The following is a 23,151-nucleotide window of genomic DNA, read 5'->3' as shown; positions in this document are numbered from 1 at the left end:
GGGCCGCCCGGCGACACCGGGGAAGGAGTGGCAGTATGACGCGTACCGTGATCCGTGGTGGATTCGTCATCACGGCGTCCGACGAGGTCCACGCCGACGTCCTCATCGAGGGAGGCCGGGTCGCCGCCGTCGTCGCCCATGACTCCTCCGCCGCCGAGAGCTGGACGGCGGACCGGGTCGTCGACGCCACCGGAATGTATGTCATCCCGGGCGGCGTGGACGCGCACACGCACATGGAGCTCCCGTTCGGCGGCACGGCCGCCTCGGACACCTTCGAGACCGGCACCCGGGCGGCGGCCTGGGGCGGCACCACGACGATCGTCGACTTCGCCGTCCAGAGCGTGGGCCAACGGATCCGCGAGGGCCTCGACACGTGGCACGCCAAGGCCGACGGCCGGTGCGCCATCGACTACGGCTTCCACATGATCCTCTCGGACGTCAACGAGGACACACTCAAGGAGATGGACAACCTGGTCGAGGACGGCGTGACCAGCTTCAAGCTGTTCATGGCCTACCCCGGCGTCTTCTACAGCGACGACGGCCAGATCCTCAGAGCCATGCAGCGCACCGCCGGCAACGGCGGCCTGACGATGATGCACGCCGAGAACGGCATCGCCATCGACGTCCTCGTCGAGCAGGCGCTGGCCGCCGGCAGGACGGACCCGCGCTACCACGGAGAGGTGCGCAGGGCGCTGCTGGAGGCCGAGGCGACCCACCGCGCCATCCAGCTCGCCCGCGTCGCGGGCTCCCCGCTCTACGTCGTCCATGTCTCCGCGGAGGAGGCCGTGGAGGAGATCGCCCGCGCCCGCGACATGGGGCTCAACGTCTTCGGCGAGACCTGCCCGCAGTATCTGTTCCTGTCCACGGACAACCTCGCCGAGCCCGACTTCGAAGGCGCCAAGTACGTCTGCTCCACCCCGCTGCGGCCCAAGGAGCACCAGGCGGCGCTGTGGCGGGGCCTGCGCACCAACGACCTCTCGGTGGTCTCCACCGACCACTGCCCCTTCTGCTTCGTCGGCCAGAAGGAGCTCGGCCGCGGCGACTTCTCCAAGATCCCCAATGGCCTGCCGGGCGTGGAGAACCGCATGGACCTGCTCCACCAAGCCGTCCTGGACGGTCACATCTCACGGCGGCGCTGGATCGAGCTGGCCTGCGCCACCCCCTCCCGGATGTTCGGCCTCTACCCGCGCAAGGGCACCATCGCCCCCGGCGCCGACGCCGACATCGTCCTGTACGACCCGCATGTGCGGCAGACCCTCTCCGCCGCCACCCACCACATGAACGTCGACTACTCGGCGTACGAGGGCAAGCAGGTCACCGGGCAGGTCCGCACCGTCCTGTCCCGCGGCGAGCTCGTCCTGGACGACCGCGAGTACGTGGGCCGGGCCGGGCACGGCCAGTACCTCGCCCGCAGCACCAGCCAGTACCTGATCTAGGAGCGCCTCGTGGACTTCGGACTCGTCCTCCAGACGGACCCGCCCGCCTCGGCCGTCGTCGGCCTGATGCGGCGGGCCGAGCGCAAGGGCTTCCGCTACGGCTGGACGTTCGACTCGGCCGTCCTGTGGCAGGAGCCGTTCGTCATCCACAGCCGCATCCTGGAGCACACGGAGCACATGACCGTGGGCACGATGGTCACCAACCCCGGCACCCGCACCTGGGAGGTGACCGCGTCGACGTTCGCCACGCTCAACGAGATGTACGGCAACCGTACGATCTGCGGTATCGGGCGCGGCGACTCGGCCATGCGCGTGGCCGGGCGCAAACCCAACACGCTGGCCCGCGTGGGCGAGGCCATCCACGTGATCAGGGATCTCGCCGAGGGCCGGGAGGCGACCGTCGACGGCACAACCATCCGGCTGCCGTGGGTCAAGGACGGCCGGCTGCCGGTGTGGATGGCCGCGTACGGACCCAAGGCGCTGGCCATGGCCGGAGAGCTCGCCGACGGCTTCATCCTGCAGCTCAGTGACCTGTATCTGACGGAATGGATGGTCAAGGCGGTGCGCGCGGCCGCGCGGAAGGCCGGACGCGACCCGGCGTCGGTGACGATCTGCGTGGCCGCTCCGGCGTACGTGGGCGGCGACAGCCCCGAGGAGATGGCGCACGCGCGCGAGCAGTGCCGCTGGTTCGGCGGAATGGTCGGCAACCACGTGGCCGATCTGGTCTCCCGCTACGGCGAGCACACCGGGGCCGTCCCCGAGGCACTGACCGACTACATCCGCGACCGCCACGGCTACGACTACTCCCACCACGGACGGGCCGGGAACCCCGACACGGCGTTCGTGCCGGACGAGATCGTGGACCGGTTCTGCGTGCTCGGCCCGCCCTCCGCGCACATCGAGAAGCTGCGTCGGCTCAAGGCGCTCGGCGTCGACCAGTTCGCCGTGTACAACATGCACGACGCCAAGGAGGCGACGATCGACGCCTACGGCGAGCACATCATCCCGGCGCTGCGCGGCGACGCCCCTGTGCCAGAGTGAGGGTGTGGCAGTCAACGACGGACATCACGACGCCGTGGCCCTCCTGCGCCGCCGCGGCGCCGAGGACGCGCACCCCGGCGGCACCCTGCCGGCCCATCTGCTGGGATTGTTCACCCGCACCCATGACCTGCTGACCGCCGAAGCCAGGGAGGACTGCCGTGCCGTACTCGGTTGACGCGGTCGTGGTCGGCGCCGGGCCCAATGGGCTGACGGCGGCGGTCACCCTCGCGGAGGCGGGCCTGTCGGTGGAGGTCTTCGAGGCGGCCGAGGAGGTCGGCGGCGGGGCGCGCACGGAGGAGCTGACCCTGCCCGGCTTCCGGCACGACCCCTGCTCGGCCGTCCACCCGACCGGTATCGGCTCACCCGCCTTCCGCCGGATGCCGCTGGCCGAGCACGGCCTGGAGTGGGTGCACCACGACGTGCCCCTGGCCCACCCCCTCCCCGACGGGTCGGCCGCGGTCCTCGCCCGCTCGGTGGGGGAGACCGCGATGTCGATGGGGCCCGAGGACGCGGGCGCCTACCGGCGGCTGGTGGCCCCCTTCACCGGCCGGTGGGACGACCTCGCCGCCGATGTCCTGCGCCCGCCCCTGACGGGGCTGCCCCGCCATCCGGCGCTGCTGGCGCGCCTCGGAGTGCTGGGAGTGCAGCCCGCCACCCTGCTGGCGAGGCGCTTCTCGGGCGATCGGGCCAGGGGGCTGTTCGCGGGACTCGCGGCGCACGCCATCACCGGGCTCGGCACACCGCTGACGTCAGGGGTCGGGCTGATGTTCGCCCTGGCCGGGCACGACGTCGGCTGGCCCATCGCCCGCGGCGGCTCGCAGGCGATCTCCGACGCTCTCGCGGGACATCTGCGCTCGCTCGGTGGAAAGATCCACACCGGGAGGCACATCCGCTCCCTCACCGAACTGCCCTCCGCACGGGCCTACTTGTTCAACACCGCGCCCGAGGGCCTGCTGGAGATCGCGGGGGAGCGGCTGCCGGCCCGAAAGGCCAAGGCCCTGGGCGGCTACCGGCACGGCCTGGCCGTCTTCAAGATCGACTACGCCATGGACGGCCCGGTGCCGTGGACCGCGCCCGAAGCCCGCCGGGCGGGAACGGTGCACGTGGGCGGCACGCTGGAGGAGATCGACACCGCGCTGGTCAGGGCGTCACGGGGACTGAGCCCCGAGGCGCCGTTCCTCATCACGGCCCAGCCCACCCTCGCGGACCCCACCCGGGCGCCCGAGGGCAAGCATGTCTTCTACGCCTACGGCCATGTCCCCTTCGGGTGGACCGGCGACGCCACGGACGCCATGGAACGCCAACTGGAGCGCTTCGCCCCGGGCTTCCGCGACCTCGTCCTCGCCCGCCATGTGACCACCCCCGCCGACATCGAGGCGCACAACCCCAACAACATCGGCGGCGACATCGGCGTGGGCAGCATGGCCGCCCTGCACTCCCTGCTGCGCCCCGCCCTCTCCCCGGTCCCCTACACCACCGGAGCCCCCGACATCTTCCTGTGCTCCTCGGCAACCCCCCCGGGCCCGGGCGTCCACGGCCTGTGCGGCCACTACGCGGCCCGAACGGCCCTGAGAAAGGCCTTCGGCCGGAAGGTGCCGCTGTCGGTCTAGCGCCCGTCCCGTTCGGGTGAGGGGCCCGGGAGCCGGGCGAGCATGCTCCGTACCGCCTCGGCCTCGGTTACCCCCAGCCGCTCGTAGATGGCCAGCGCCCGCTCCCACCATCCGCGGGCGGCTTCGGGGTCACTGGTGGCCAGAGCCGTCCTGGCGATGCCGTCGAGGGCCTGCGCCTCGCCGAGCGGCACATCGATCTCCCGAGCGACAAGCAGCGCCTGCTGGTACTTCTCCCGCGCCGCGTCGTGCGCCCCCGTGGCACCTTGTACGGCTGCCGTGCCGAGCTGGGCCATATGAAGCCCGTAACGGTCGCCGATGCGCCCGGCGACCCCCTCCGCCTCGACGAAGTACGTCAGAGCCTCGCGGCTGTGGCCCGCGTCCCCGAACGCACGGCCCATGTCGATCAGGCAATCCGCCTCGCAGCGCGGGTCTCGACTGGCCCGGTAGATGTCCAGGGCCTTGTGGAGGTACGACAGCGCCCGGTCGGTCTCATGTGCCGCACGGCAGACATTGCCGAGGTTGCTGTACAGGTTCGCCAGCTCACGACGCCCGCCGATCGAGCGCACCAGCGCCAATGACCGCTCGAACCAGACCCGCGCCTCCTCGTAGCGCCTCTGGAGGCGGTGGATCTCCCCGATGTTGTTGAGGGCCTTGACCTGGCCGTGGCGGTCGGCTGTTTCGCGCTGGATCGCGAGCATCGCCTGGAACCGCTGCGCCGCACGGTCGTACTCGCCCGCCTGGCCCAGGGCGACGCCCTGCATATTGAGGGTCTCGGCCTCCCCATGGCGGTTCCCGACCTCCTGGTGCAGTGCCAGCGCCAAAGCGAAGCAACGAAGTGCCGCCGTCCGGCGCCCCGAGAACAGATGGGCCCTTCCCTCTACGAGGAGCGCCTCGCCCTGTCCCCAGCCATCGCCTTCCTCCCGCCACAGGTCCCGTGCCCGTGCGGCGTGGCTCAGCGCCTCCTCGTGGGATCCCTGGTTGAACAGGGCGGCCGCGTGCTCGACCAAGGTCTGGGCCGTGGCGCGCGAGTCGCACCCCTCGAGCCGGATCGCCAGCGCCACGCCGTGGAGTTCTGCCGCCGCGTCCCAGGCGCCCCAGGTGATGAACGACTGCCCGAGCACATGGGGGAACAGGCAGGCGTGCTCCGGTGATCCGGCGGCGGCGGTGCGCGCGGCAGCGATGAGATTGGGGCGTTCCATGTCCAGCCAGGCCCCGCCCTCGTCCCCTTGGAGCGAGGGTGCGAAGCGGGGCGGGCGCCGCGGCACCACGTCGAGGCGACGGCGCTGGGGGTGGGCGAGGCGGTCGGCGCGGTCGGACACCACGAGGTAGTAGTCCAGTACGCGTCGCACGGCCTCGTTCCTCGAGGCCTGGGTGTCCTCCCGCCTGCCCACCCGCACCGCGAACTCCCGTACGAGGTCGTGGAATCGGTAGCGGTGGCGCACATGCTCGTCCAGCAGGTGGCAGTCGAGCAGTTCGTCGAGCCCGCGCCGCACCCGCACGATGTCCGCGTCCACCAGAGCGGCCGCGGCGTGCAGCGTGAAGTCCGGGCCGGGGTGCAGGGCGAGGAAGCGGAACAAGCGGCGCTCTGGCTCGCCGAGTTCGGTGTACGACAGATCGAAGGTCGCCAAGATGCTCGGCGGAGCGTCCATCTCCCCGAGCGGGTCGGTGGCTTGCGCCAGTTGGTCGACGAGGTCGCTCACCTCCCATGACTCACGGTGACGGAAACTGTTCGCCATGAGCTGGATCGCCAGCGGGTGCCGCCCGCACAGATCCACGACCTCGCGCACCGCGGCGCGGTCGGACACGCGTGCGGCGCCCGCGATGTTCGCGAACAGTGCGGCAGCCTCCGCGGCACCGGGGACGTCGAGTGAGATCGACCGCGCCCCTTCCAGATCTCCCAGCCGGTGCCTGCTGGTGACGAACACGGAGCACGTGGGCGCGCCCGGCAGCAGCGGTCTGATCTGCGCCGCGTCCTTGGCGTCGTCGAGGACGAGCAGCACCCTCAGATGTGCCATCCGCTTGCGCCAGGACGCCGCCCGTTCGTCCACGGTCCTGGGCAGGTCCTCCGCCCGCACACCGGTGGCGGTCAGCAGGGTCGCGAGTGCCTCGCCCGGTTCGCACGGCGGCTGCTGGCTGTGCCCGTGCAAATGGACGTAGAAGCGGCCGTCGGGGTAGCGCTGCGACAGCAGGTGCGCGGCGTGTACGGCGAGTGTCGTCTTGCCGACGCCCGCCATTCCGTGCACCACGGTCACCGGTAGAGCCGTGCCGTCGGTTTCGTTCTCGGCCATGAGCACCCGCAGTTCCACACGGCGTCCGGTGAAGCCGCGGATGTCGCGCAGCATCGTGTCGGGAGGCGGGGAGCGCTGTCCGGCCCGGTCGGCGATCGGCGGTTCCGGGACACGCAGAGCCGGGTCGCGCCGGAGAATTCGCTGATGGAGCGTCAACAGCTCGCGACTCGGGTCGAGGCCGAGCTCGTCGGACAATCGGCGCCTGGCCCGCTGGTACTCGGCGAGGGCGTCGGCGTCGCGCCCGCAGCGGTGGAGCGCCAGCATCAGATCCGCAACGACCGATTGGGCGACGGGGCGGCGGGCCGCCAGTTCTTGCAGTTCCCCGATGAGGTCGGCATGGCGACCGAGCCCGAGCTCCAGGCGGATCCGGTTCTCCCGCAGGGAGCGCAGTTCCTCGTTGAGCCGTCCGCGCAGCGAGGTGGCCCACTGTCCGGGGAACTCCGCCAGCGGCTCGTCCCGCCACAGTGCCTCGGCCTCGTGCATCAGCTCGACCGCGCGCTCGTTCTCCGCGCTTCTGGACAGGGTCCTGGCCCGCACGCTCAGTCGGCGGAACCGCTGAAGGTCCACATGGTCGGGATCCACATGGAGCCGATAGGCACGTGCGGCGTGGTCCACCCGTGCCCGGTCCTCGCCCACCGAGCTGCGTAATCGGGTCCGCAGCCGGGAGACATAGCCCCGGAGCGATTCGACGGCGCTCGGCGGCGGTCTGTCGTCCCACACACGCTCAATGAGCGTGTCGACCGCCACAGGTGACCCGCCCGCGCAGAGCAGGACAGCCAGAACGTGCCGTTCCCTCGGTGTCCCGAGTGGGTATTGTTGGCCGCGGACCCACAACTCCAAGGGTCCGAGAGTACGGAACTCCACCAGCGCCCCCTCGCCGGTCGTTCCTCACCGCCGGGTCGAAGCGGCGGTGCTGCACGTGCGCGTCGTCCCGTGGCCACCGTGTCATGGAACGAGCAGGCACGGCAGGGGCGCACAGGGGCGAGAGGGAGCACTCGTGTTCGCGGGAGCCGGGGCCCCGTGATCCCGCTTGAACGCATGCGGTCCTGCTCGATCGTCTCCGATGCGCTTGGATCCCCCTCGGCCGCTCTTGCAAGTTTTCTGCAACCCAATCGCACAGCCCCCGGGGCAGACCCATGGTAGGGGCCGCGGACAACCGCGGCATCGTGGTTGGCGGTTCGGTCACGCCCGGTCGGCCGGGCTCGGACGCCAGGAGATCCGGGGGAGTTCGATGAGTCTCATGTCAGACGCCGAGTGGCGCCAGGTGCCCGTCCGCCTGGACGCCGAGCGCTGGACGACCCGGGCGGGGTGCCGCCAGGTCCTCGTCGTGGTGCACTCGGTCGTCACAGGGCAGCGCCTGCTGGACGTTGTCCGCCTGCTGGAGGGGGATCTGCGGGTGCAGGTGATCTTCGCCATGGTGCCCGATGTGTTCAGCAATGGAGTGCCCGAGTTCCTGGACCAGCTCAGGGCTGTGGTCATGCCCTGGCGCCAAGCGGTCCAGACACCCTTCGACCTGGCCTTCGCGGCAGGCCACGAAGGCATCCACGAACTGCACGCGCCTGTGGTGGTCCTTCCGCACGGCGTCGGGCACAACAAGTTCATCACCGACGGCAGGCCGGGGCGCACCGTGGCCGAGCGTGCCGTGTACGGCCTGAGTCACCAGTGGCTCATCCGGGACGGCGCCGTTGTCCCGGAGACCATCGTCCTCAGCCACCGCGAGGACCTGGCCCGCCTCGGCCGTCACTGCCCGGAGGCGCTGCCCGCGGCAGAAGTAGTCGGTGACGCCTGCTACGACCGCATCCTGGCAAGCCGGCCGCTCAGGGCCTTGTACCGGGCCGCACTGGACACGGGCTCGCGGCGAGAACTGGTGCTGGTCACCACGACGTGGGGACCGCGCTCCTTGCTGGGCAGGACACCGGAGCTGCTCGATCGCCTCGTCGCCGAACTGCCCCGGGACAGGTACCGGATCGCGATGATGATCCACCCCAATGCCTGGAACGCCCACGGGGAGTGGCAGATCCAGGCCTGGCTGGCCGAACTGCGCAGGTCGGGACTTGCGCTGGTCAGCCAGCAGTCGCAGTGGTGCGGGGTCCTGGTCGCTGCCGACCACATCATCGGTGACCACGGGTCGATGACGCTGTACGGCGCGGCGACCGGGGTGCCCGTGCTTCTGGCGTCCTATCCGGAGACCGATGTGGATCCGGGGTCCCCGATGGCCGAACTCGCCTCGTTCGCGCCGCGTGTCGACTCCGGCCGGTCCTTGCTGAAGCAGCTCACCAGGAGCGCCGAGGAATACCGCCCGGCCGACCTCGACCGCGTCGCGGCGCGCCTCACCTCGGAGCCGGGGCGGTTCAGCCGCAATATGCGCGCGCTGATGTACCGGAAGCTGCGGCTGCGGGCACCAGCGGTCTCCTCGGTCACCGAACCGGCGCGCCTGCCCGTGCTGCTGAGCGAGAACGAACAGGGGAGCCCAGTGCCGTGATGACTGTGCATACTGCGGACTCCCCGAGAGTCCGGGCTCCCCGGCCTGGCAGGGGAGTGCCGCCGAGGGCGGCGCTGCTGGCGCCGAATGATCCGACTCGGCCCGGAGCCCTGGCCCTTCTCACCGAGTCCGCCACCGGGCCCATCGCCGAGGTCGAGACGACGGTGGTGCCCCTGGACACCGGAGCGCCGGTGCGGGAACACCACCTGCGAGTGGCGCTGCCCGGGCCGGACGAGTGGGCGGCCGTGGCGGACGTGCTGGTCCAAACAGTGCCCGGCGAACCCGGGCCCAGGTTGGCGGAACTGGTCGCCCGCCATCCCGGGGCTCTGGTGGTGGCTGTTCGGGCGCGGACAGGGAGCCTGGTGCGCATAGGTGGCAGTGAGCCCACGGTGCTGAGCGTCAACATCGGTGAGGGCACGCCGGCGTGGTCCATGTGGGCGTCCTTGATCCACGCCTGGCTGGCGGCAGGAGTGCCGTCGGCCGTCCTGGCCACCGCGGCGGTCCGCAGGGTGCGTCTGCGGGCCGCGCGGTCGCACCTGCTGCCGCCGTCCCGGCGATAGTCGGTGATGGGCCCCGGTTGCGTCAGCCGGTCGGCGGCCCTTGCAGCTGTTCCAGGCGTTCCCGTGCGGCTTCGGCGGCGGGAACGCCAAGAGCGGTGTACAGCTCCAGTGCCTCCCTGTAGCGCTCACGCGCGAGCTGCAACTTCTCACGCCGTTGGGCCAGTTCGGCCAGGCCCTCCAGCGCCCTGGCGGTCTCGAATCCCGCCGTCATCCGGCGGAACGTCGCCAGGGCCGACTCCAAGTGCACCCCGGCTGAGTCCAACCGGCCGCGGCCGAGGTCCGCTCTGCCGAGCAGGGTCGCCGCTCTGGCCGCGTTGTAGGGGTCACCGTGCTCCAGGAGGATGCGCCGGGCCGTGTCGGCGTGGTCCGCCGCATCTTCCAGCCGGCCCCGCGAAACCGCTACATCGGCGAGGTTGAGCCGGGCGAGCCCACCCGCCCTCGGGTCGTTCCACCGTGGGCATTCGGCGGCCGCCAGCTCGAAGGCTCCTACCGCCTCGTCGAGTTGACCGAGGCCCTGATGGGCCAGACCCCGGTAGTTGTGTGTGCGCGCGTGGCCGAGCCGGTCCCCCTGCTGCCGGAAGAGCAGCGCCGCCTGCTCGAACATCTCCAACGCCCTTGTGTGCCTGGCCATGTCGAGCTCCCCCAGCCCGCCCGAGGTGAGCATCCGGCACTGCGCCGCGAGGTCGTCGCACTCGCGCGCGGCGGCCAGGCCCTCCTCGTGCGCGGTCCGCCAGAAGTCGTAGTGCTTGTGCCGGGTGAACAGCGGCCACATCGCGTCGACGAGCTGCCAAGTGACCGTCGGAAGTCCCAAGTGGCGGGCCCGGCGCACTACCGCCATCAAGTTGGCCAGTTCCTCCTCGAGCCACTCCAGCGCGCCCACGCCGTCCTCGCCGAACTCCTCGGCCTCCACCGGCTCGGGGCCCAGGGTGCGCGGCAACGACCGGTGATGCGGGTCGATCGCCGCCTCGGCGTTGGTGGCGGAGGCCAGGAGATGGTCGAAGACACGGCGGACGGCGGCCTCGCGGACCTCGGCCGTCTCGTCCTCCTCCGCCCGAGCGGCCGCGTGCAGGCGCACCAATTCGTGGAAGCGGAAGCGCTCGCCTCCGACGTCGGAGATCAGATTGGCGTCGAGGAGCAGGTCGAGAACAGTTGAGGCGTCCCCCTGCGTCTGCGCGGATCCGCCCAGCACGGCGGCGGCCACGCCACTGCCGAAGGTGGGGCCCGGGTACAGCCCGAGCAGCCGGTACAGCCTGCGCGCCGCCTCCGGTAACTCCTGATACGAAAGGTCGAGTGTCGCCCGCACGTTGTGATCCCCCTCGATGGCCAGCGCGGCCAGCCGACCGCGCTCCTCGGTCAGGGCACGCACCATGGTCGTGAGCGGGCGCCTCGGCCGGGCCGCCAGCCGGGCTCCGGCCACACGCACGGCGAGCGGCAGCCGGGCACACAGATCGACCAGAGTGCGGGCCTGGTCGGGTTCGTTGTCCACCCTGTCGTCATCCAGCGTCGAGGCCAGCAACTCCACGGCGGCCTCGGTGTCCAGCGGTTCGAGGTGCACGGGACAGCAGCCGTCCACCGACAGGCCGGGAAGGCGCCATCGGCTCGTCACAGCGGTCACACTGCGCCCGCTCGGCAGCAAGGGTCTCACTTGAGCGGCGGTGAGGGCGTCGTCGAGGAGTACGACGAGCCTGCGCTGCGCCGTGAGCGAGCGGTAGAGGGCAAGGCGCTCGTCCACGGCTTGCGGGATCCGCTCCGGTGTGACGCCGAGTCCTCTGAGGAATCGGCCGAGCACCTCCGCCGGTCCCACCGGCCCACCCGTTGACTCCGCCCCGAGGTCCGCGTACAACTGACCGTCGGGGAAGTGCGGGCGGAGGCGGTGCAGCCACGCCAGCGACAGGACCGTCTTCCCCACGCCGCCCAGCCCCGACACGGCGACCAGGGTGCGCCCGTCCTCCTCCATGGCACGTGTCCTGAACCGCTCCAGGAGTTCCAACTCGGCAGCCCGGTCCGCCATCCGGACACGAGGCGGTAGCTGCCACGGTGACCGCGGGCCGCCGTCCGCGTCCGCGCCCCCGATGCGAATGCCCCCGTAGACGGCCCCGGCCTGGATACTGGGCCCCTCGACCGTCCCACTGACGTCATTGTGCGCGCCGCTCATGAGTCCCCCCGCTCCGATCAGCCTCTGTTCATCTCAATCCTTGCCGGATGAGGCACGGAAACAACTCAGGCCACACGGCCGGGGAATCCGCCAGACGGCGTTGTTGAATAAAGCCACCGCCTCGGTGTCCCGGGGGCGGTGGCTGGAGGCGGGAAGGTGCCCGGAGTCAGACCGGATGGATGCCCTGGTTTTGGGCCTCAATGAGCCACATAAAAATGGCCCCTCCGAGCACTATGAGGCAGGACGCCGCCACTACCACTGACCTGTGCAATTTACTCCTCTTCGAGGACAGGCGGACACAACAGTCAACGACCGACGCGCAGCTGAAACCTACGACTCCGGTTGTTGGATGAGTCTGGCGTAGGGGGGGCGTATGCATCAAGCCGGGGGGCGCTGTCACATGCCTCGTTCGCTACCCCTCCGCCAGGAGCGCTGTTCTGCGGGCCAGGTCGGCGATCGAGGAGCCGTCGAAGCCGAACACCGCGCTGCGGACGCGGTCGCCCAAGGGGTCGGTCCACTGCGGGGGGATCGCCGCCGCCCCGCACATCACGCCCGCCACCGAGCCGGCCGTCGCGCCGCTGGAGTCGGTGTCCAGGCCGCCCCGCACGGTCAGGGCGATGGTCGTGGTGAAATCGCCCTCGCCCCACAGCAACCCCGCGGTGATGATCCCCGCGTTGGGCACGGCGTGGATCCAGTGCAACCGGCCCACCGTGCGGTCGAGTTCGGTGAGCGCCTCGTCCCAGGTGGCGTTGGAGGCGTGGAGGTCGAGCATGCGGCGCACCGTCCGCACCAGCTCGCACCCCGGTGGTACGAAGCCGAGACCCGCCTCCACCGCCGCCCGTGGCGACTTCGCCTCGAATGCCGCCGCGATCACCGCGGCGGCCCACATCGCCGCGTAGACACCGTTGCCCGTGTGGGACAGCACCGCGTCACGGCGGGCCAGAGCCGCCGCTCGACGAGGGTCGCCCGGATTAGTCCACCCGAAGATGTCCGCGCGGATGAGCGCGCCGATCCAGTCCTGGTACGGGTTGCCGACGGTGGCCGTGAGGGTCGGCCGCAGGCCGTTGACGAGGTTGCGGTAGGCGACCCGTTCCGCGGTGAACGTCTGGAGGTGGGGCAGCAGGGTCAGCCACATCTCACCGACCTGCTCGGTGGTGAAGTCGAAGCCGTGGGTCTCCAGGAGGTGCAGCCCGAGGATGCTGTAGTCGATGTCGTCGTCGCGGCAGCTTCCGTCGATCCGCCCCCGGGTGCACTCGGCCCACTCCGGTCGCAGCTCGAACGCGGGATCGGGCGGGTCGAGCGCGGGTACGTAGTCGGTCAGGGGAAGGGCCGAGGCACGCTCCAGATACCGGCGGATGTGGTCGCGGGTCCAGTGCTCTCCCTCCTCGACGGGCTTGCCGAGCATGTTCCCGGCGATGCGCCCCGACCATCCCCCCAGTACCTTGTCGAACAGCGCACTGTCCCGCGGGCTCTCTGCCATGCGAAGGGTCTTCCCGCTGTGCGGACCCTGGTACCGGCTTTGCGGCGCCCGACCCCCGGATGGCGGGCCGCCGAGGACGCGTTCGGACCGATTCCCCGCCGGTCAGCTCATGGGGTGCCCCTCCTCGACCTGCTCCGATTCGGGTTCCCCCTTGGTCAGCCGCGGCGCCGCGTCCGGACTGAGCTGGTGCTCCGTGCGCAGCTGCCGCAGCCGACCGAGCAGGTCGCGCAGCGCGCCCATCGGCAGCGCCTGCACATAGCCGGAGACGTCTCCGCCGCCGATGTAGTCCGGGACCTGCATCTTCGAGAACTCCCGGACGATCCGGATCATCGCCACATTGTCCCGCCCCAGGGCGTTGATCTCCGCCTCGAGCTCCATTCCGGTGCGCCGCTTCTCCGCGGCCACCCGGATCGCGTCGATCCGGTCCTCGAGGCCGGCGTTGGTCAGATCCACCTCGAGCTTCTCACCGTGCATTTCGGAGTCGAACTTGTTCTTGAACGCCGCGTAGAGCGAGGGGTCCTCCGGCTCGAAGTCGCCGAGTGTGGTGCTGAGCGCTTGCACACCCCAGCTGTCGAGGGCGGCTCGGACCTTGTCGGTCAGCAGGGTGCGGGTGTCGTCGTACTCGCGCAGGAATTCGCGGACGGTGCTGGCCGTGGCGATCCCGCTGAAGTATCCGGCGACCGTGGCGCCGAGCACGTCCCGGACGAAGCGCTGCACGGGAAGCCGGTCGTGCACCAGTCCGCCGATGCCCGACGTCTGCGTGCCACCGAAGCGGCTGACCAGCTTCGGCGCTGCCTCCCTGGGGATCTGGAGGTTCTGGCTCATTTCCACATGCAGCCGGTGCCCCTGGACGTTGACCGCGATCTGCTCCAGCGCCGCGTCGTAGTTCACCGACTCCGAGTCGCTCTTGTTGGTCCATTTCAGGATGAGAAGGCGCGTGGGGATCAGCATCACCCGCACGAGCCAGGGGTTGAGCGCGTAGACGGTGCCCTCGCCCAGGGTCTCTTCCTGCACACCCCGCTGTCCCCCTTGGTCGAGGAAGACCCAGGGCAGGCGGAAGCTGCGGTGGCCGGGCACCCTGGGGGCGACCGTGCCGGCCCCTGTCCGCTCGGGCTCCGCGCCGTCGAGGGCGATGACCACCCCGGTCTCACCGACGGGGATGGATATCTCCTTGAGGTGGTCGGCGGTCAGGTCCTCCAGGGACGCCGAGACATTGTCGACGGTGATCACATGGAACAGGGCCGTGTTGATGTCGTAGTGGGTCCCGCCGCCGAGGATGGCCAACTGCTTGCCCTGCTCTCCGCCGCCGGAGAGGAAGGCATGCCCGTCCTGGAAGCTGTTGCACTCCACGAACCGGCCGAACGGCTGGTCCGGAGGCCGGACCTTGCCCGCTCTGGCCTCCACCAGGCCGATGGTGCCGGGAGGTACATAGGTGCGGGGGACGATCTCGACGCTGAACAGCTTGGTGTTGATGCGGTAGGACTGGTCCCCGGCCAGCGTGGCCACCTGCTGGCCCTGTTCCCCGCCCGCGAGCAGAAACCTCTGCCCGTCCTGGAAGTTGTCGCACTCCACATGCGTGGCGATCGGGCGGTTGGCGGGGCGGCCACGGCCCTCCTTCGCCCGGACGAGGCCGATCCTGCCCGCCGGAATGTGCACCCGGGGGACGAACTCCACCGTGTAGACCCCGGGCATGAGCCAGGTGAACCGGTCCGGGAGCAATGTGCGGGCCTGTATGCCCCGGGTGTTGTTCGGGGCGATCTTGTTGAACACGGGATTCGGATCGGAGCGTCCGATCCGCCGCCTCACGATGCCGACATGGTCGGTCGGGACCGCCACCCGTCCGAACCAGCCGACGCAGCCGGCGGATCCCAGCAGAAGGATGACGAACAAGACACTGATCATTGGGAGTCCCCCCACTCGCCGAGCCGCACATGAACGGCCAGCACGGTCGCGGTCCACTGGTCGTACCAGTCCAGGAACCGTTCGTTCTGCGGGTTGCGCAGCGTGGGGAAGAACCCCGCGCGCTTTCCGGGCCCGGCCCGATCCGCGAAGTCGTGGTAGAGCCTGGGCATGAGGTCTTCCGCCGAGTTCCGCCATCCGAGGGCCATGGACAGCGGAAGGAAGCGGGAGTGCCGCCTGTCGTGCACCTGGGCAAGGCTCCGCTGTGCGAGGAATCCCTGCCGCTGGTGTGTGTGCCGGGACCAGACGGCGTCGATCCCGGCCAGCAGTCGGCCCGGCAGCCGGGCGGCGTGGGGCGCTCGCATCCACCCTTCGTCCAGCCGGTCCGAGGCCTCCAGAAGGATCGCGGTGGTCTGGAGGTCGGCGTGCTCGTAGCGCCCCTCGCCGAGGTAGCCGTCCAGCCGGTCCAGCGAGGTGGCGACCGGTACACGGACCGCGGGGACCGGGGGGCGCTCGAGTGGTGCGGGCAGGACCGCGGCGGCTTCGAGCGGGCGGCCGTCGGCCTCCGCCTCGTGGAGCCGCCGCAGCATGCCGACTTCGCCGTCACCGAGCAGTCGGCCGTCACGAGCGTCGACGTACCAGGTGTTGGCCAGATGGTAGTTGCGATCGCCGTGCAGGAGGATCGGGAAGAACGGGCGTCCCCGCAGCATGCCTTCGAGGATCATCCGGGTGATGTCGTCGGAGTCCTGCGACTGCGGGGACATCAGCACCACCACGGCGACCGCGTACGTGAGTTGCTGCCGGATCTTCCAGAACTGGGCGTCTCCGGGCAGCAGGTCGCCGACCGACCAGACCGGTAACCCGGCCCTCCTGAGCTGGTCGGCGAGCTGCCCGCCGTACTCGGCGTCGGCGGCGGCGTAGCAGACCACGATCGTGTGCTGGTCCGGCTCGGTGACCGGGCGCGCCGGTGACGGGAGCGCGGCCTTCAGGTTCTCCTCCGCGACCGCCTTTCCGGGGGCGCGGGGAGGAGCGCTCACGGGGGTCAGGATGGCGGCGGCGAGTTCGCCGACCTTGTCCTCCCAGTCCCGCCCGCCGACGCTGCGGAAGTCTCGCCAGACCCGGTTGGCCGCGAACGGCGGCAGGTCCACATCGCCCAGCAGTACCGGGATGAAGCGCAGTTCACGCTCGGCCGAGGCCTCGACCAGCGCCGCGTACTCGTCCAGCGCCCGCGGCGAGCGCGCCGACGCCCGGCTGACCACCGCGATTCCGCTGGTGGACCGGCGGATGGCCTGGTCGAGTTGGTGCACCACGACGTCCCCGGGCAGGAGGCTCCACTCGTCGAAGAAGGGCTTCAGCCCGTGGTCGCAGAGCCGGTCGGCCAGGGTTCTGGCCCAGTCGGCGTCCTCGCGGGCGTAGGAGATGAACACGTCGATCAAGCGCTCGCCCTTCTATGTGCGGCGAGTCGTAGGGCAGCGACTTCTGGTAATCAACAGTAGGAGTGGAAGGTCGGGCTCAGCACCGTTTTCCCGAAATACCGCATTCCCGCTCATGAATTCCCGCGACGGCCACTCATCCGCCTGCGGGATGCCGCATCCGCCGAAGGCGCACCTGCTGGGCCGGGTCCGTCCTGAGCCGGGTCCGTCCTGGACCGGGTCCGGCCTGGGCCGGTCTGTCCCGGGCCGGGTCTGCCAAGCCGCTGCCCGCGAAGGTCGCGTCCGCGCTCAGCCGGTCATGCCCCCGATGGGGGCCGGGGCGGGCACAGGGCCAGCACCAGTCTGGCCATCTGCTCGTCGTACTCGTCCGTGCCGGGGGCCGCGAGCTTCAACGGCACCCTGATCCCGGCCAGCGGGGGCAGCGCGGCGTCGTCGATCCGCACCGGGACGAGCCTTCGGCCCCCGGAGTGCACACGGTCGAGCAGGGCCGCGTACTCGTCCTGGACCGCCGGATCGGCCATCGTGGCGCGGCTGAAGACGAGGACGCCGTTGGCCGATCCGAGCAGCGCCCGCTCCTGCTCCAGGGAGCGGACCAGGCCGAGGCCGACGCAGCCGGCGAGGAAGACCCGCAATCCCCGCTCCCGCAGGTCCGTGGCCAGCCGCTCGGCCTGCTCGGTGTCCTCCCGGGCATGGGAGATGAAGGCGTCGTACGACCCGTCGGGGGCCGCGGCGGGATCCGGTCCGGGCTCGGGGGCGGGCCCGGGCGCCGGTGTCCGGCGCCGGAACGGCATGCGGAAGGGGACCAGGTGCCGGACGGTGAGATAGCCGAAGTACGTCGTCGCGACCGCGGCGGCCGCGCTGGCGACCGCGGTCACCAGGTTCGCCCACTCCATGCGGTTCAGGCTAGGGCAACGACCCGCGGCGGCGCGGGCTGTCCGATGGACCGCACCCGGCGACCCGGTTCCGACCCGCGGGACCGCCATGGCAACCGCCGGTGGGGCCGATACGCTCCGAGCGGCGCGACGGCAAGGAACGGCAAGGAACGGCAAGGAACGGCAAGGAACGGCAAGGAAATGGAGGGCGATGTGACGGAAATCCGGCGCATTTTGATCGCTGCGGACAAGTTCAAGGGGTCGCTCACGGCGGTCGAGGTGGCGCAGCACGTCACAACCGGTCTGCGCCGCGCCGTTCCCGGAGTCGGGGTCGAGGCGCTTCCCGTGGCCGACGGCGGTGACGGCACGGTCGACGCCGCGGTCGCGGCCGGGTTCGAGCGCAGAGAGCTCGAGGTCACCGGGCCGCTCGGGGAACCGGTCACGGCCGCCTTCGCGCTGCGGGGGACGACCGCCGTGGTGGAGATGGCCGAGGCCTCGGGGCTGCGCCTGCTGCCCGACGGCGTCTTCGCCGCGCTGACCGCCACCACGCATGGCTCGGGGGAGCTGATCGGGGCCGCCCTGGACGCGGGCGCGCGCACCATCGTCTTCGGGGTCGGCGGCAGCGCGACCACCGACGGCGGAGCGGGGATGCTCTCGGCGCTCGGAGCGCGGTTCCTCGATGCCGAGGGCGCCCCCGTGGCGGCGGGGGGCGGCCCGCTGCGCACCCTTGCCTCGGCGGATCTGTCCGGCCTCGACCCGCGGCTGGCCGAGACCGAGATCGTGCTCGCCGGCGACGTCGACAATCCACTGCTCGGCCCCAAGGGCGCCCCGGCCGTCTACGGGCCGCAGAAGGGAGCCTGCGAGCAGGACGTGGCCGAGCTGGACGCGGCGCTCACGCATTACGTGGATGTGCTCGCGCGCACCCTCGGCCCCGCGGCGGCGGAGGCCGCCGAGATTCCCGGTGCCGGTGGGGCCGGTGGGCTCGGCTACGGAGCGCTGGTCGGACTCGGGGCGTCGTTCCGGCCCGGGATCGAGGTCCTGCTCGAGGTGCTGGGCTTCGCCGACGCGCTGGAGCGCGCGGACCTCGTGATCACCGGCGAGGGCTCCCTGGACGCCCAGACCCTCCACGGCAAGGCGCCGGTGGGTGTGGCCCGGGCGGCGCGGGCCAAGGGCGTGGAGGTCATCGCGGTGTGCGGACGGCTGGCCCTGGGGCCCGGGGAGCTCGGTGCCGTCGGGATCCGCCGCGCCTACGCGCTCTCGCGGCTCGAACCCGACCCCGCGGTCTCGATGGCGCAGGCGGGCCCCCTGCTGGAACGGGTCGGTGAGTCGATCGCCCACGACTTCCTGCCACCGGGCCGACGGTAGTCACACCCCGCCCGCTCCCGCCCACCCGCTCGCATCCGCCTGAACAGCGCCCCCACCCGGCGATGAGGCCCGAGCCTGCCGGCTCGGGCCTCATCACATCCGTCGAAGGATTCGGACAACCGCTACGGCAGCTGCGTCGCCCTGGCCTCGCGCCGGTTGTCGCGCACCGTGTTGATCCGGCGCGCGGTGGCGAAGGCCGGGATCACCGCGGCCAGCACCAGCTGGAGGGAGGCGCCGGTCTGGAGCAGGCGCTCACCGCCCGGCGCGTCCACCGTCCAGGCCGCCAGGCAGCCCATGCTGAGGAAGATCCAGCACAGGGTGGCCACGGCGAGGCGACCGCGCGGCTTGGGGTACTCCACCCGGCTCACCATCAGCCAGGCGATGCCCACGATGGCCAGCACCGTCGGGATGAACGGAAGGTCCAGCAGGACCACCGAGATCACCGTGAGGGCGCCGAACGGGCTCGGCATCCCCTGGAAGACCCCTCCGGGCAGCGTGGTGCACGAGAATCTCGCGAGTCTGAGCACCACGGCCAGCAGGACCACGATCGCCGTCACCGCCGAGACCCGCTGGTGCGCGTCGTCGGCGACCATCCCCCAGACCACCACGAAGTACGCGGGCGCCAGGCCGAAGCTGATCAGGTCGGAGAGGTTGTCCAGCTCCGCGCCCATGGCCGAGCTGCGCAGCTTGCGCGCGACCAGGCCGTCGAACAGGTCGAAGACCGACGCGAGCAGCATCAGGATCACGGCGGTGGCGGCGCTGTGCCGGGCCATGCCGCCGTCCGTCTGGCCCATCAGGTGCGGGACCAGCACCCCGGTGGTCGTGAAGTAGACCGCAAGGAAGCCGCAGGCCGCGTTGCCCAGGGTCAGCGCGTCAGCTATCGACAGCCGCGTCGACAGCGGCATCTCGTCCGGCTCGTCGACCGCGTCGGGGACCCAGGCGGCCTGAGTTTCGGGATCAATCACGGTCAAGGCGAGTCACCCCAGCCTGTGTGGTCTGCCCGACCTCGACCGCGGGCTCGACGCCCTCGGGCAGGTAGACGTCGACTCGCGAACCGAAGCGGATCAGGCCGATGCGCTCGCCCTGCTCCACCTTGGTGCCCTGCTCGATGTAGGGCACGATACGCCGCGCCACCGCGCCGGCGATCTGCACCATCTCGATGTCTCCGAGCTCGGTGTCGAAGTGCCAGACGACCCGCTCGTTGTTCTCGCTCTCCTTGTTGAAGGCGGGAACGAAGCCACCGGGCACATGCTCGACCGAGGCCACCGTGCCCGCCATCGGAGCGCGGTTGACGTGCACATTCAGGGGACTCATGAAGATGGCCACCCGGGTGCGCCCGTCCTTCCACGGCATGATGCTCTGCACCACGCCGTCGGCCGGGGAGATCACCCGGCCCGGAGCGATCTCGCGCTCCGGGTCGCGGAAGAACCACAGCATCGCGCCGGCGAGTGCCGTGGCCGGTACCGCGGCCGCTGCCCAGCGCCCGGAGCGGCGGGAGCGAACCAGACAGACCGCGGCGGCGGCGACCGTGGGGAGCAGCCACGGCGACGAACCACGGGCAAGGGAGACACGACCACGTCGCGGAGCGTAAGGCGCCGAGGCCGCGACCTCAGGCACTGAGAGTGGTGCAGAGGACTGGCTGTGGGGCATGGAAGACCTTCGTAGCGGAGGGTGCCGCGAGAGATGGGGGACGGCGGCTTTCAACGATGGTATCGGCTGCGGGTGCCAACTGGGCAAGCCAGAGCGTCAGTCCACGGCTGGAAAGCGGTTCCGCTCTGTGTTCTTCCTCTCGAGTGAATCAGGACACACTAGGGCAATTACCCCGAGATTCGGTACTCTTCGAGAAGCCGCCGGCCGATGATCATTTTCTGAATCTCGGCCGTGCCTTCACCGATCAGGAGCATCGGGGCCTCACGGTACAGGCGCTCGATCTCGTACTCCTTGGAGAACCCGTAGCCGCCGTGGATGCGGAACGCGTCCTCGACCACCTCTTTGCAGTACTCGGAGGCGAGGTACTTCGCCATGCCCGCCTCGAGGTCGTTGCGCTGGCCGGAGTCCTTCTTCCGGGCCGCGGTGACCATCATCTGGTGCGCCGCCTCGACCTTGGTGGCCATCTCCGCCAGCTTGAACTGGATGGCCTGGTGCTGGGCGATCGGCTTGCCGAAGGTCTGGCGCTGCTGGGCGTACGACACGCCGAGCTCGAAGGCACGCTGGGCGACACCGCAGCCACGGGCGGCGACATTGACCCGGCCGACCTCGACGCCGTCCATCATCTGGTAAAAGCCCCGGCCACTGTCCCCGCCGAGCACCCGGTCCTTCGGGACCCGGACCCCGTCGAGGACGAGCTCGGTGGTGTCGACGCCCTTGTAGCCCATCTTCTCGATCTTGCCGGGCACCGTCAGGCCCGGGACCTGCGGGTTCTCCCCGAAACCGGGCTCCTTCTCGATGAGGAAGGTGGTCATCGACTTGTGCGGCGCCGTGCCCTCCGGGTGCCCCTCGTCGGTGCGGCACAGCACCGCGACGAGGTTGGAGCTGCCCCCGTTGGTCAGCCACATCTTCTGACCGGTCACCACGTAGTCGTCCCCGTCGCGCACGCCCTTGGTGCGGATCGCGGAGACGTCCGAGCCGAGCCCCGGCTCCGACATCGAGAAGGCGCCGCGGATCTCACCGGCCGCCATCTTGGGCAGGAAGTAGTCCTTCTGCTCCTGCGTGCCGTGCTGCTTGATCATGTAGGCCACGATGAAGTGGGTGTTGATGATGCCCGACACGCTCATCCAGCCGCGGGCGATCTCCTCCACCGTCAGCGCGTAGGTGAGCAGCGACTCGCCCAGGCCGCCGTACTCCTCCGGGATCATCAGACCGAAGATGCCGAGTTCCTTCATGCCCTCGACGATCTCGGTCGGGTACTCGTCGCGGTGCTCGAGTCCGGTCGCGACCGGAATGATCTCCTTGTCCACGAAGTCCCGGACCGTGGAGAGGATGTCCTGCTGGATGTCGGTGAGACCTTCGGTCTGCGCGAGACGGGCCATGCTCGTGTCTCCTGTCGGCGGTCAGTTGGCCGGGGTCGGGCGGGCCGGCTGCTCGCCGCCGCGTTCCTTGACGTAGCTCTCGGTCGGCACCATCACCTTGCGGCGGAAGACGCAGACCACGGTGCCGTCCTGCTTGTAGCCCTTCGTCTCCACGTACACGATGCCGCGGTCGGACTTGGACTTCGACGGGGTCTTGTCCAGGACGGTCGTCTCGCCGTAGATGGTGTCCCCGTGGAAGGTGGGCGCGATGTGCTTGAGCGACTCCACCTCCAGGTTGGCGATCGCCTTGCCGGAGACGTCCGGCACCGACATGCCGAGCAGGAGCGAGTAGATGTAGTTGCCCACCACGACGTTCCTGCCGAAGTCGGTGGTGCCCTCGGCGTAGTTCGCGTCCATGTGGAGCGGGTGGTGGTTCATCGTGAGAAGGCAGAACAGGTGGTCGTCGTACTCGGTGACCGTCTTGCCGGGCCAGTGGCGGTAGACGGCGCCGACCTCGAACTCCTCGAAGGTACGTCCGAACTGCATGGTGGTCAGGCCTCCGGGGCTTCGAACTTGGACGTGCGGGTCATACCGGCGGCGCGGCCCTTCCCCGCGATGACCAGCGCCATCTTGCGGGAGGCCTCGTCGATCATCTCGTCCCCGAGCATCGCCGAGCCCTTCTTGCCGCCGGCCTCGGACGTGCACCACTCGTACGCGTCCAGGATCAGCTCGGCGTGGTCGTAGTCCTCCTGCGAGGGCGAGAACACCTCGTTGGCCGCCTCGACCTGGCCGGGGTGCAGCACCCACTTGCCGTCGAAGCCCAGCGCCGCGGCGCGCCCGGCGACCTCGCGGTAGCCGTCGACGTTCTTGATCTGGAGGTACGGGCCGTCGATCGCCTGGAGGTCGTGCTGGCGGGCGGCCATCAGGATCCGCATCAGGATGTAGTGGTAGGCGTCGGCCGGGTAGCCCGGCGGCTGCTCGCCCACGACCAGGGACTTCATATTGATCGAGGCCATGAAGTCGGCGGGGCCGAAGATGATCGTCTCCAGGCGCGGCGAGGCGGCGGCGATCTCGTCGACGTTCACCAGGCCCTTGGCGTTCTCGATCTGCGCCTCGATGCCGATGCGGCCGACCTCGAAGCCCATGGTCTTCTCGATCTGGGTCAGCAGCAGGTCCAGCGCCTTGACCTGGGTGGCGTCCTGCACCTTGGGCAGCATGATGCAGTCCAGGTTGGGGCCCGCGCCTTCCACGACGGTCACGACGTCGCGGTAGGTCCAGTGCGTCGTCCAGTCGTTGACGCGCACGACACGGGTCTTGCCGGTCCAGTCGCCCTTGTTCAGGAAGTCGACGATCGTGTGCCGGGCGCCCTCCTTGGCCAGGGGCGCGCAGGCGTCCTCGAGGTCGAGGAAGACCTGGTCGGCCGGCAGACCCTGCGCCTTCTCCAGGAAGCGCGGGTTGCTGCCGGGCACCGCCAGGCAGGAGCGGCGGGGGCGCAGACGGTTGACGGTCATCTCGGTGAACG

General features: G+C 70.4%; 18 protein-coding genes. 7 read left to right on the top strand and 11 right to left on the bottom strand.

Annotation, left to right across the window (positions count from 1 at the left end):
• Nucleotides 1-35 precede the first annotated feature (35 nt).
• From hydA to IEY86_RS25470, 4 genes are read left to right on the top strand one after another with little or no spacing between them, the layout of a single operon-like run.
• The gene (hydA, locus tag IEY86_RS25485; protein ID WP_189134175.1) at nucleotides 36-1,436 is read left to right on the top strand and encodes a dihydropyrimidinase; all 1,401 of its coding nucleotides are present in this window, start codon (nucleotides 36-38) and stop codon (nucleotides 1,434-1,436) included.
• A 9-nt stretch (nucleotides 1,437-1,445) separates the two neighbouring features.
• The gene (locus IEY86_RS25480) at nucleotides 1,446-2,477 is read left to right on the top strand and encodes a TIGR03842 family LLM class F420-dependent oxidoreductase (protein ID WP_189134174.1); all 1,032 of its coding nucleotides are present in this window, start codon (nucleotides 1,446-1,448) and stop codon (nucleotides 2,475-2,477) included.
• A 4-nt stretch (nucleotides 2,478-2,481) separates the two neighbouring features.
• On the top strand, nucleotides 2,482-2,652 hold the full coding sequence (locus tag IEY86_RS25475) for a hypothetical protein (RefSeq protein ID WP_189134173.1): 171 nt from the start codon (nucleotides 2,482-2,484) through the stop codon (nucleotides 2,650-2,652).
• The gene (locus IEY86_RS25470) at nucleotides 2,636-4,087 is read left to right on the top strand and encodes a phytoene desaturase family protein (RefSeq protein WP_189134172.1); all 1,452 of its coding nucleotides are present in this window, start codon (nucleotides 2,636-2,638) and stop codon (nucleotides 4,085-4,087) included. Before IEY86_RS25475 ends, IEY86_RS25470 begins: the two co-directional genes overlap by 17 nt.
• Here IEY86_RS25470 and IEY86_RS25465 read toward each other — a convergent pair.
• Complete coding sequence (locus IEY86_RS25465; protein WP_189134171.1) at nucleotides 4,084-7,239, bottom strand: AfsR/SARP family transcriptional regulator; 3,156 nt, start codon at nucleotides 7,237-7,239, stop codon at nucleotides 4,084-4,086. The two genes, IEY86_RS25470 and IEY86_RS25465, sit on opposite strands and share 4 nt — an antisense overlap.
• Before the next feature lie 367 nt (nucleotides 7,240-7,606).
• Between IEY86_RS25465 and IEY86_RS25460 the strand changes: the two genes are divergently transcribed.
• Together IEY86_RS25460 and IEY86_RS25455 are read left to right on the top strand one after the other, a co-directional pair.
• Entirely contained in the window at nucleotides 7,607-8,857 is a 1,251-nt protein-coding gene (locus IEY86_RS25460) for a hypothetical protein (protein ID WP_189134170.1), read from the top strand.
• A complete protein-coding gene (locus IEY86_RS25455; RefSeq protein ID WP_189134169.1) occupies nucleotides 8,857-9,417 on the top strand; it encodes a hypothetical protein in 561 nt (186 codons plus the stop codon). The genes IEY86_RS25460 and IEY86_RS25455 overlap by 1 nt, the downstream gene beginning before the upstream one ends.
• Before the next feature lie 22 nt (nucleotides 9,418-9,439).
• On the opposite strand, the gene IEY86_RS25450 is transcribed toward IEY86_RS25455, so the two are convergent.
• The 5 genes from IEY86_RS25450 to IEY86_RS25430 all read right to left on the bottom strand — a co-directional run bounded on the left by IEY86_RS25450 (nucleotide 9,440) and on the right by IEY86_RS25430 (nucleotide 17,277).
• The gene (locus IEY86_RS25450) at nucleotides 9,440-11,572 is read right to left on the bottom strand and encodes an ATP-binding protein (RefSeq protein ID WP_189134168.1); all 2,133 of its coding nucleotides are present in this window, start codon (nucleotides 11,570-11,572) and stop codon (nucleotides 9,440-9,442) included.
• Nucleotides 11,573-11,984: 412 nt separating this feature from the next.
• Nucleotides 11,985-13,052 (bottom strand): ADP-ribosylglycohydrolase family protein, encoded by a 1,068-nt coding sequence (locus tag IEY86_RS25445; RefSeq protein WP_189134167.1) that lies wholly within the window; start codon nucleotides 13,050-13,052, stop codon nucleotides 11,985-11,987.
• A gap of 102 nt (nucleotides 13,053-13,154) precedes the next feature.
• Nucleotides 13,155-14,954 (bottom strand): SPFH domain-containing protein, encoded by a 1,800-nt coding sequence (locus tag IEY86_RS25440; protein WP_189134166.1) that lies wholly within the window; start codon nucleotides 14,952-14,954, stop codon nucleotides 13,155-13,157.
• A complete protein-coding gene (locus IEY86_RS25435) occupies nucleotides 14,951-16,378 on the bottom strand; it encodes a toll/interleukin-1 receptor domain-containing protein (RefSeq protein ID WP_308425174.1) in 1,428 nt (475 codons plus the stop codon). The genes IEY86_RS25440 and IEY86_RS25435 overlap by 4 nt, the downstream gene beginning before the upstream one ends.
• Before the next feature lie 302 nt (nucleotides 16,379-16,680).
• On the bottom strand, nucleotides 16,681-17,277 hold the full coding sequence (locus IEY86_RS25430; protein ID WP_189134164.1) for a toll/interleukin-1 receptor domain-containing protein: 597 nt from the start codon (nucleotides 17,275-17,277) through the stop codon (nucleotides 16,681-16,683).
• A gap of 180 nt (nucleotides 17,278-17,457) precedes the next feature.
• Between IEY86_RS25430 and IEY86_RS25425 the strand changes: the two genes are divergently transcribed.
• Nucleotides 17,458-18,621, top strand: a complete 1,164-nt coding sequence (locus IEY86_RS25425) for a glycerate kinase (RefSeq protein ID WP_189134163.1) — start codon at nucleotides 17,458-17,460, stop codon at nucleotides 18,619-18,621.
• A 122-nt stretch (nucleotides 18,622-18,743) separates the two neighbouring features.
• On the opposite strand, the gene pssA is transcribed toward IEY86_RS25425, so the two are convergent.
• The 5 genes from pssA to IEY86_RS25400 all read right to left on the bottom strand — a co-directional run bounded on the left by pssA (nucleotide 18,744) and on the right by IEY86_RS25400 (nucleotide 23,140).
• Nucleotides 18,744-19,592 (bottom strand): CDP-diacylglycerol--serine O-phosphatidyltransferase, encoded by an 849-nt coding sequence (gene pssA / locus IEY86_RS25420; RefSeq protein ID WP_189134162.1) that lies wholly within the window; start codon nucleotides 19,590-19,592, stop codon nucleotides 18,744-18,746.
• Nucleotides 19,579-20,271 carry a phosphatidylserine decarboxylase gene (locus IEY86_RS25415; protein ID WP_229698743.1) on the bottom strand — a complete coding sequence of 231 codons (693 nt, stop codon included), beginning with the start codon at nucleotides 20,269-20,271 and terminating at the stop codon, nucleotides 19,579-19,581. Before IEY86_RS25415 ends, pssA begins: the two co-directional genes overlap by 14 nt.
• Nucleotides 20,272-20,438: 167 nt before the next feature.
• Entirely contained in the window at nucleotides 20,439-21,650 is a 1,212-nt protein-coding gene (locus IEY86_RS25410; RefSeq protein ID WP_189134160.1) for an acyl-CoA dehydrogenase family protein, read from the bottom strand.
• Nucleotides 21,651-21,671: 21 nt separating this feature from the next.
• A complete protein-coding gene (locus IEY86_RS25405; RefSeq protein ID WP_189134159.1) occupies nucleotides 21,672-22,175 on the bottom strand; it encodes a MaoC family dehydratase in 504 nt (167 codons plus the stop codon).
• Between the two features lie 5 nt (nucleotides 22,176-22,180).
• On the bottom strand, nucleotides 22,181-23,140 hold the full coding sequence (locus tag IEY86_RS25400; protein ID WP_189134158.1) for an HpcH/HpaI aldolase/citrate lyase family protein: 960 nt from the start codon (nucleotides 23,138-23,140) through the stop codon (nucleotides 22,181-22,183).
• Between the last annotated feature and the right edge of the window lie 11 nt (nucleotides 23,141-23,151).

Source organism: Wenjunlia tyrosinilytica, from assembly GCF_014646055.1.
GTDB classification, from domain to species: Bacteria; Actinomycetota; Actinomycetes; order Streptomycetales; family Streptomycetaceae; genus Wenjunlia; species Wenjunlia tyrosinilytica.
This window is presented reverse-complemented; position numbering and strand designations above follow the sequence as displayed.

Excerpts from the sequence above, each read along its gene's own strand:
- hydA (WP_189134175.1), top strand. The coding sequence starts at position 36 with ATGACGCGTACCGTGATCCGTGGTGGATTCGTCATCACGGCGTCCGAC.
- IEY86_RS25460 (WP_189134170.1), top strand. The coding sequence starts at position 7,607 with ATGAGTCTCATGTCAGACGCCGAGTGGCGCCAGGTGCCCGTCCGCCTG.
- IEY86_RS25455 (WP_189134169.1), top strand. The coding sequence starts at position 8,857 with ATGACTGTGCATACTGCGGACTCCCCGAGAGTCCGGGCTCCCCGGCCT.
- IEY86_RS25450 (WP_189134168.1), bottom strand. The coding sequence starts at position 11,572 with ATGAGCGGCGCGCACAATGACGTCAGTGGGACGGTCGAGGGGCCCAGT.
- IEY86_RS25445 (WP_189134167.1), bottom strand. The coding sequence starts at position 13,052 with ATGGCAGAGAGCCCGCGGGACAGTGCGCTGTTCGACAAGGTACTGGGG.
- IEY86_RS25440 (WP_189134166.1), bottom strand. The coding sequence starts at position 14,954 with ATGATCAGTGTCTTGTTCGTCATCCTTCTGCTGGGATCCGCCGGCTGC.
- IEY86_RS25430 (WP_189134164.1), bottom strand. The coding sequence starts at position 17,277 with ATGGAGTGGGCGAACCTGGTGACCGCGGTCGCCAGCGCGGCCGCCGCG.
- IEY86_RS25425 (WP_189134163.1), top strand. The coding sequence starts at position 17,458 with ATGGAGGGCGATGTGACGGAAATCCGGCGCATTTTGATCGCTGCGGAC.
- IEY86_RS25415 (WP_229698743.1), bottom strand. The coding sequence starts at position 20,271 with ATGCCCCACAGCCAGTCCTCTGCACCACTCTCAGTGCCTGAGGTCGCG.
- IEY86_RS25410 (WP_189134160.1), bottom strand. The coding sequence starts at position 21,650 with ATGGCCCGTCTCGCGCAGACCGAAGGTCTCACCGACATCCAGCAGGAC.
- IEY86_RS25405 (WP_189134159.1), bottom strand. The coding sequence starts at position 22,175 with ATGCAGTTCGGACGTACCTTCGAGGAGTTCGAGGTCGGCGCCGTCTAC.
- IEY86_RS25400 (WP_189134158.1), bottom strand. The coding sequence starts at position 23,140 with ATGACCGTCAACCGTCTGCGCCCCCGCCGCTCCTGCCTGGCGGTGCCC.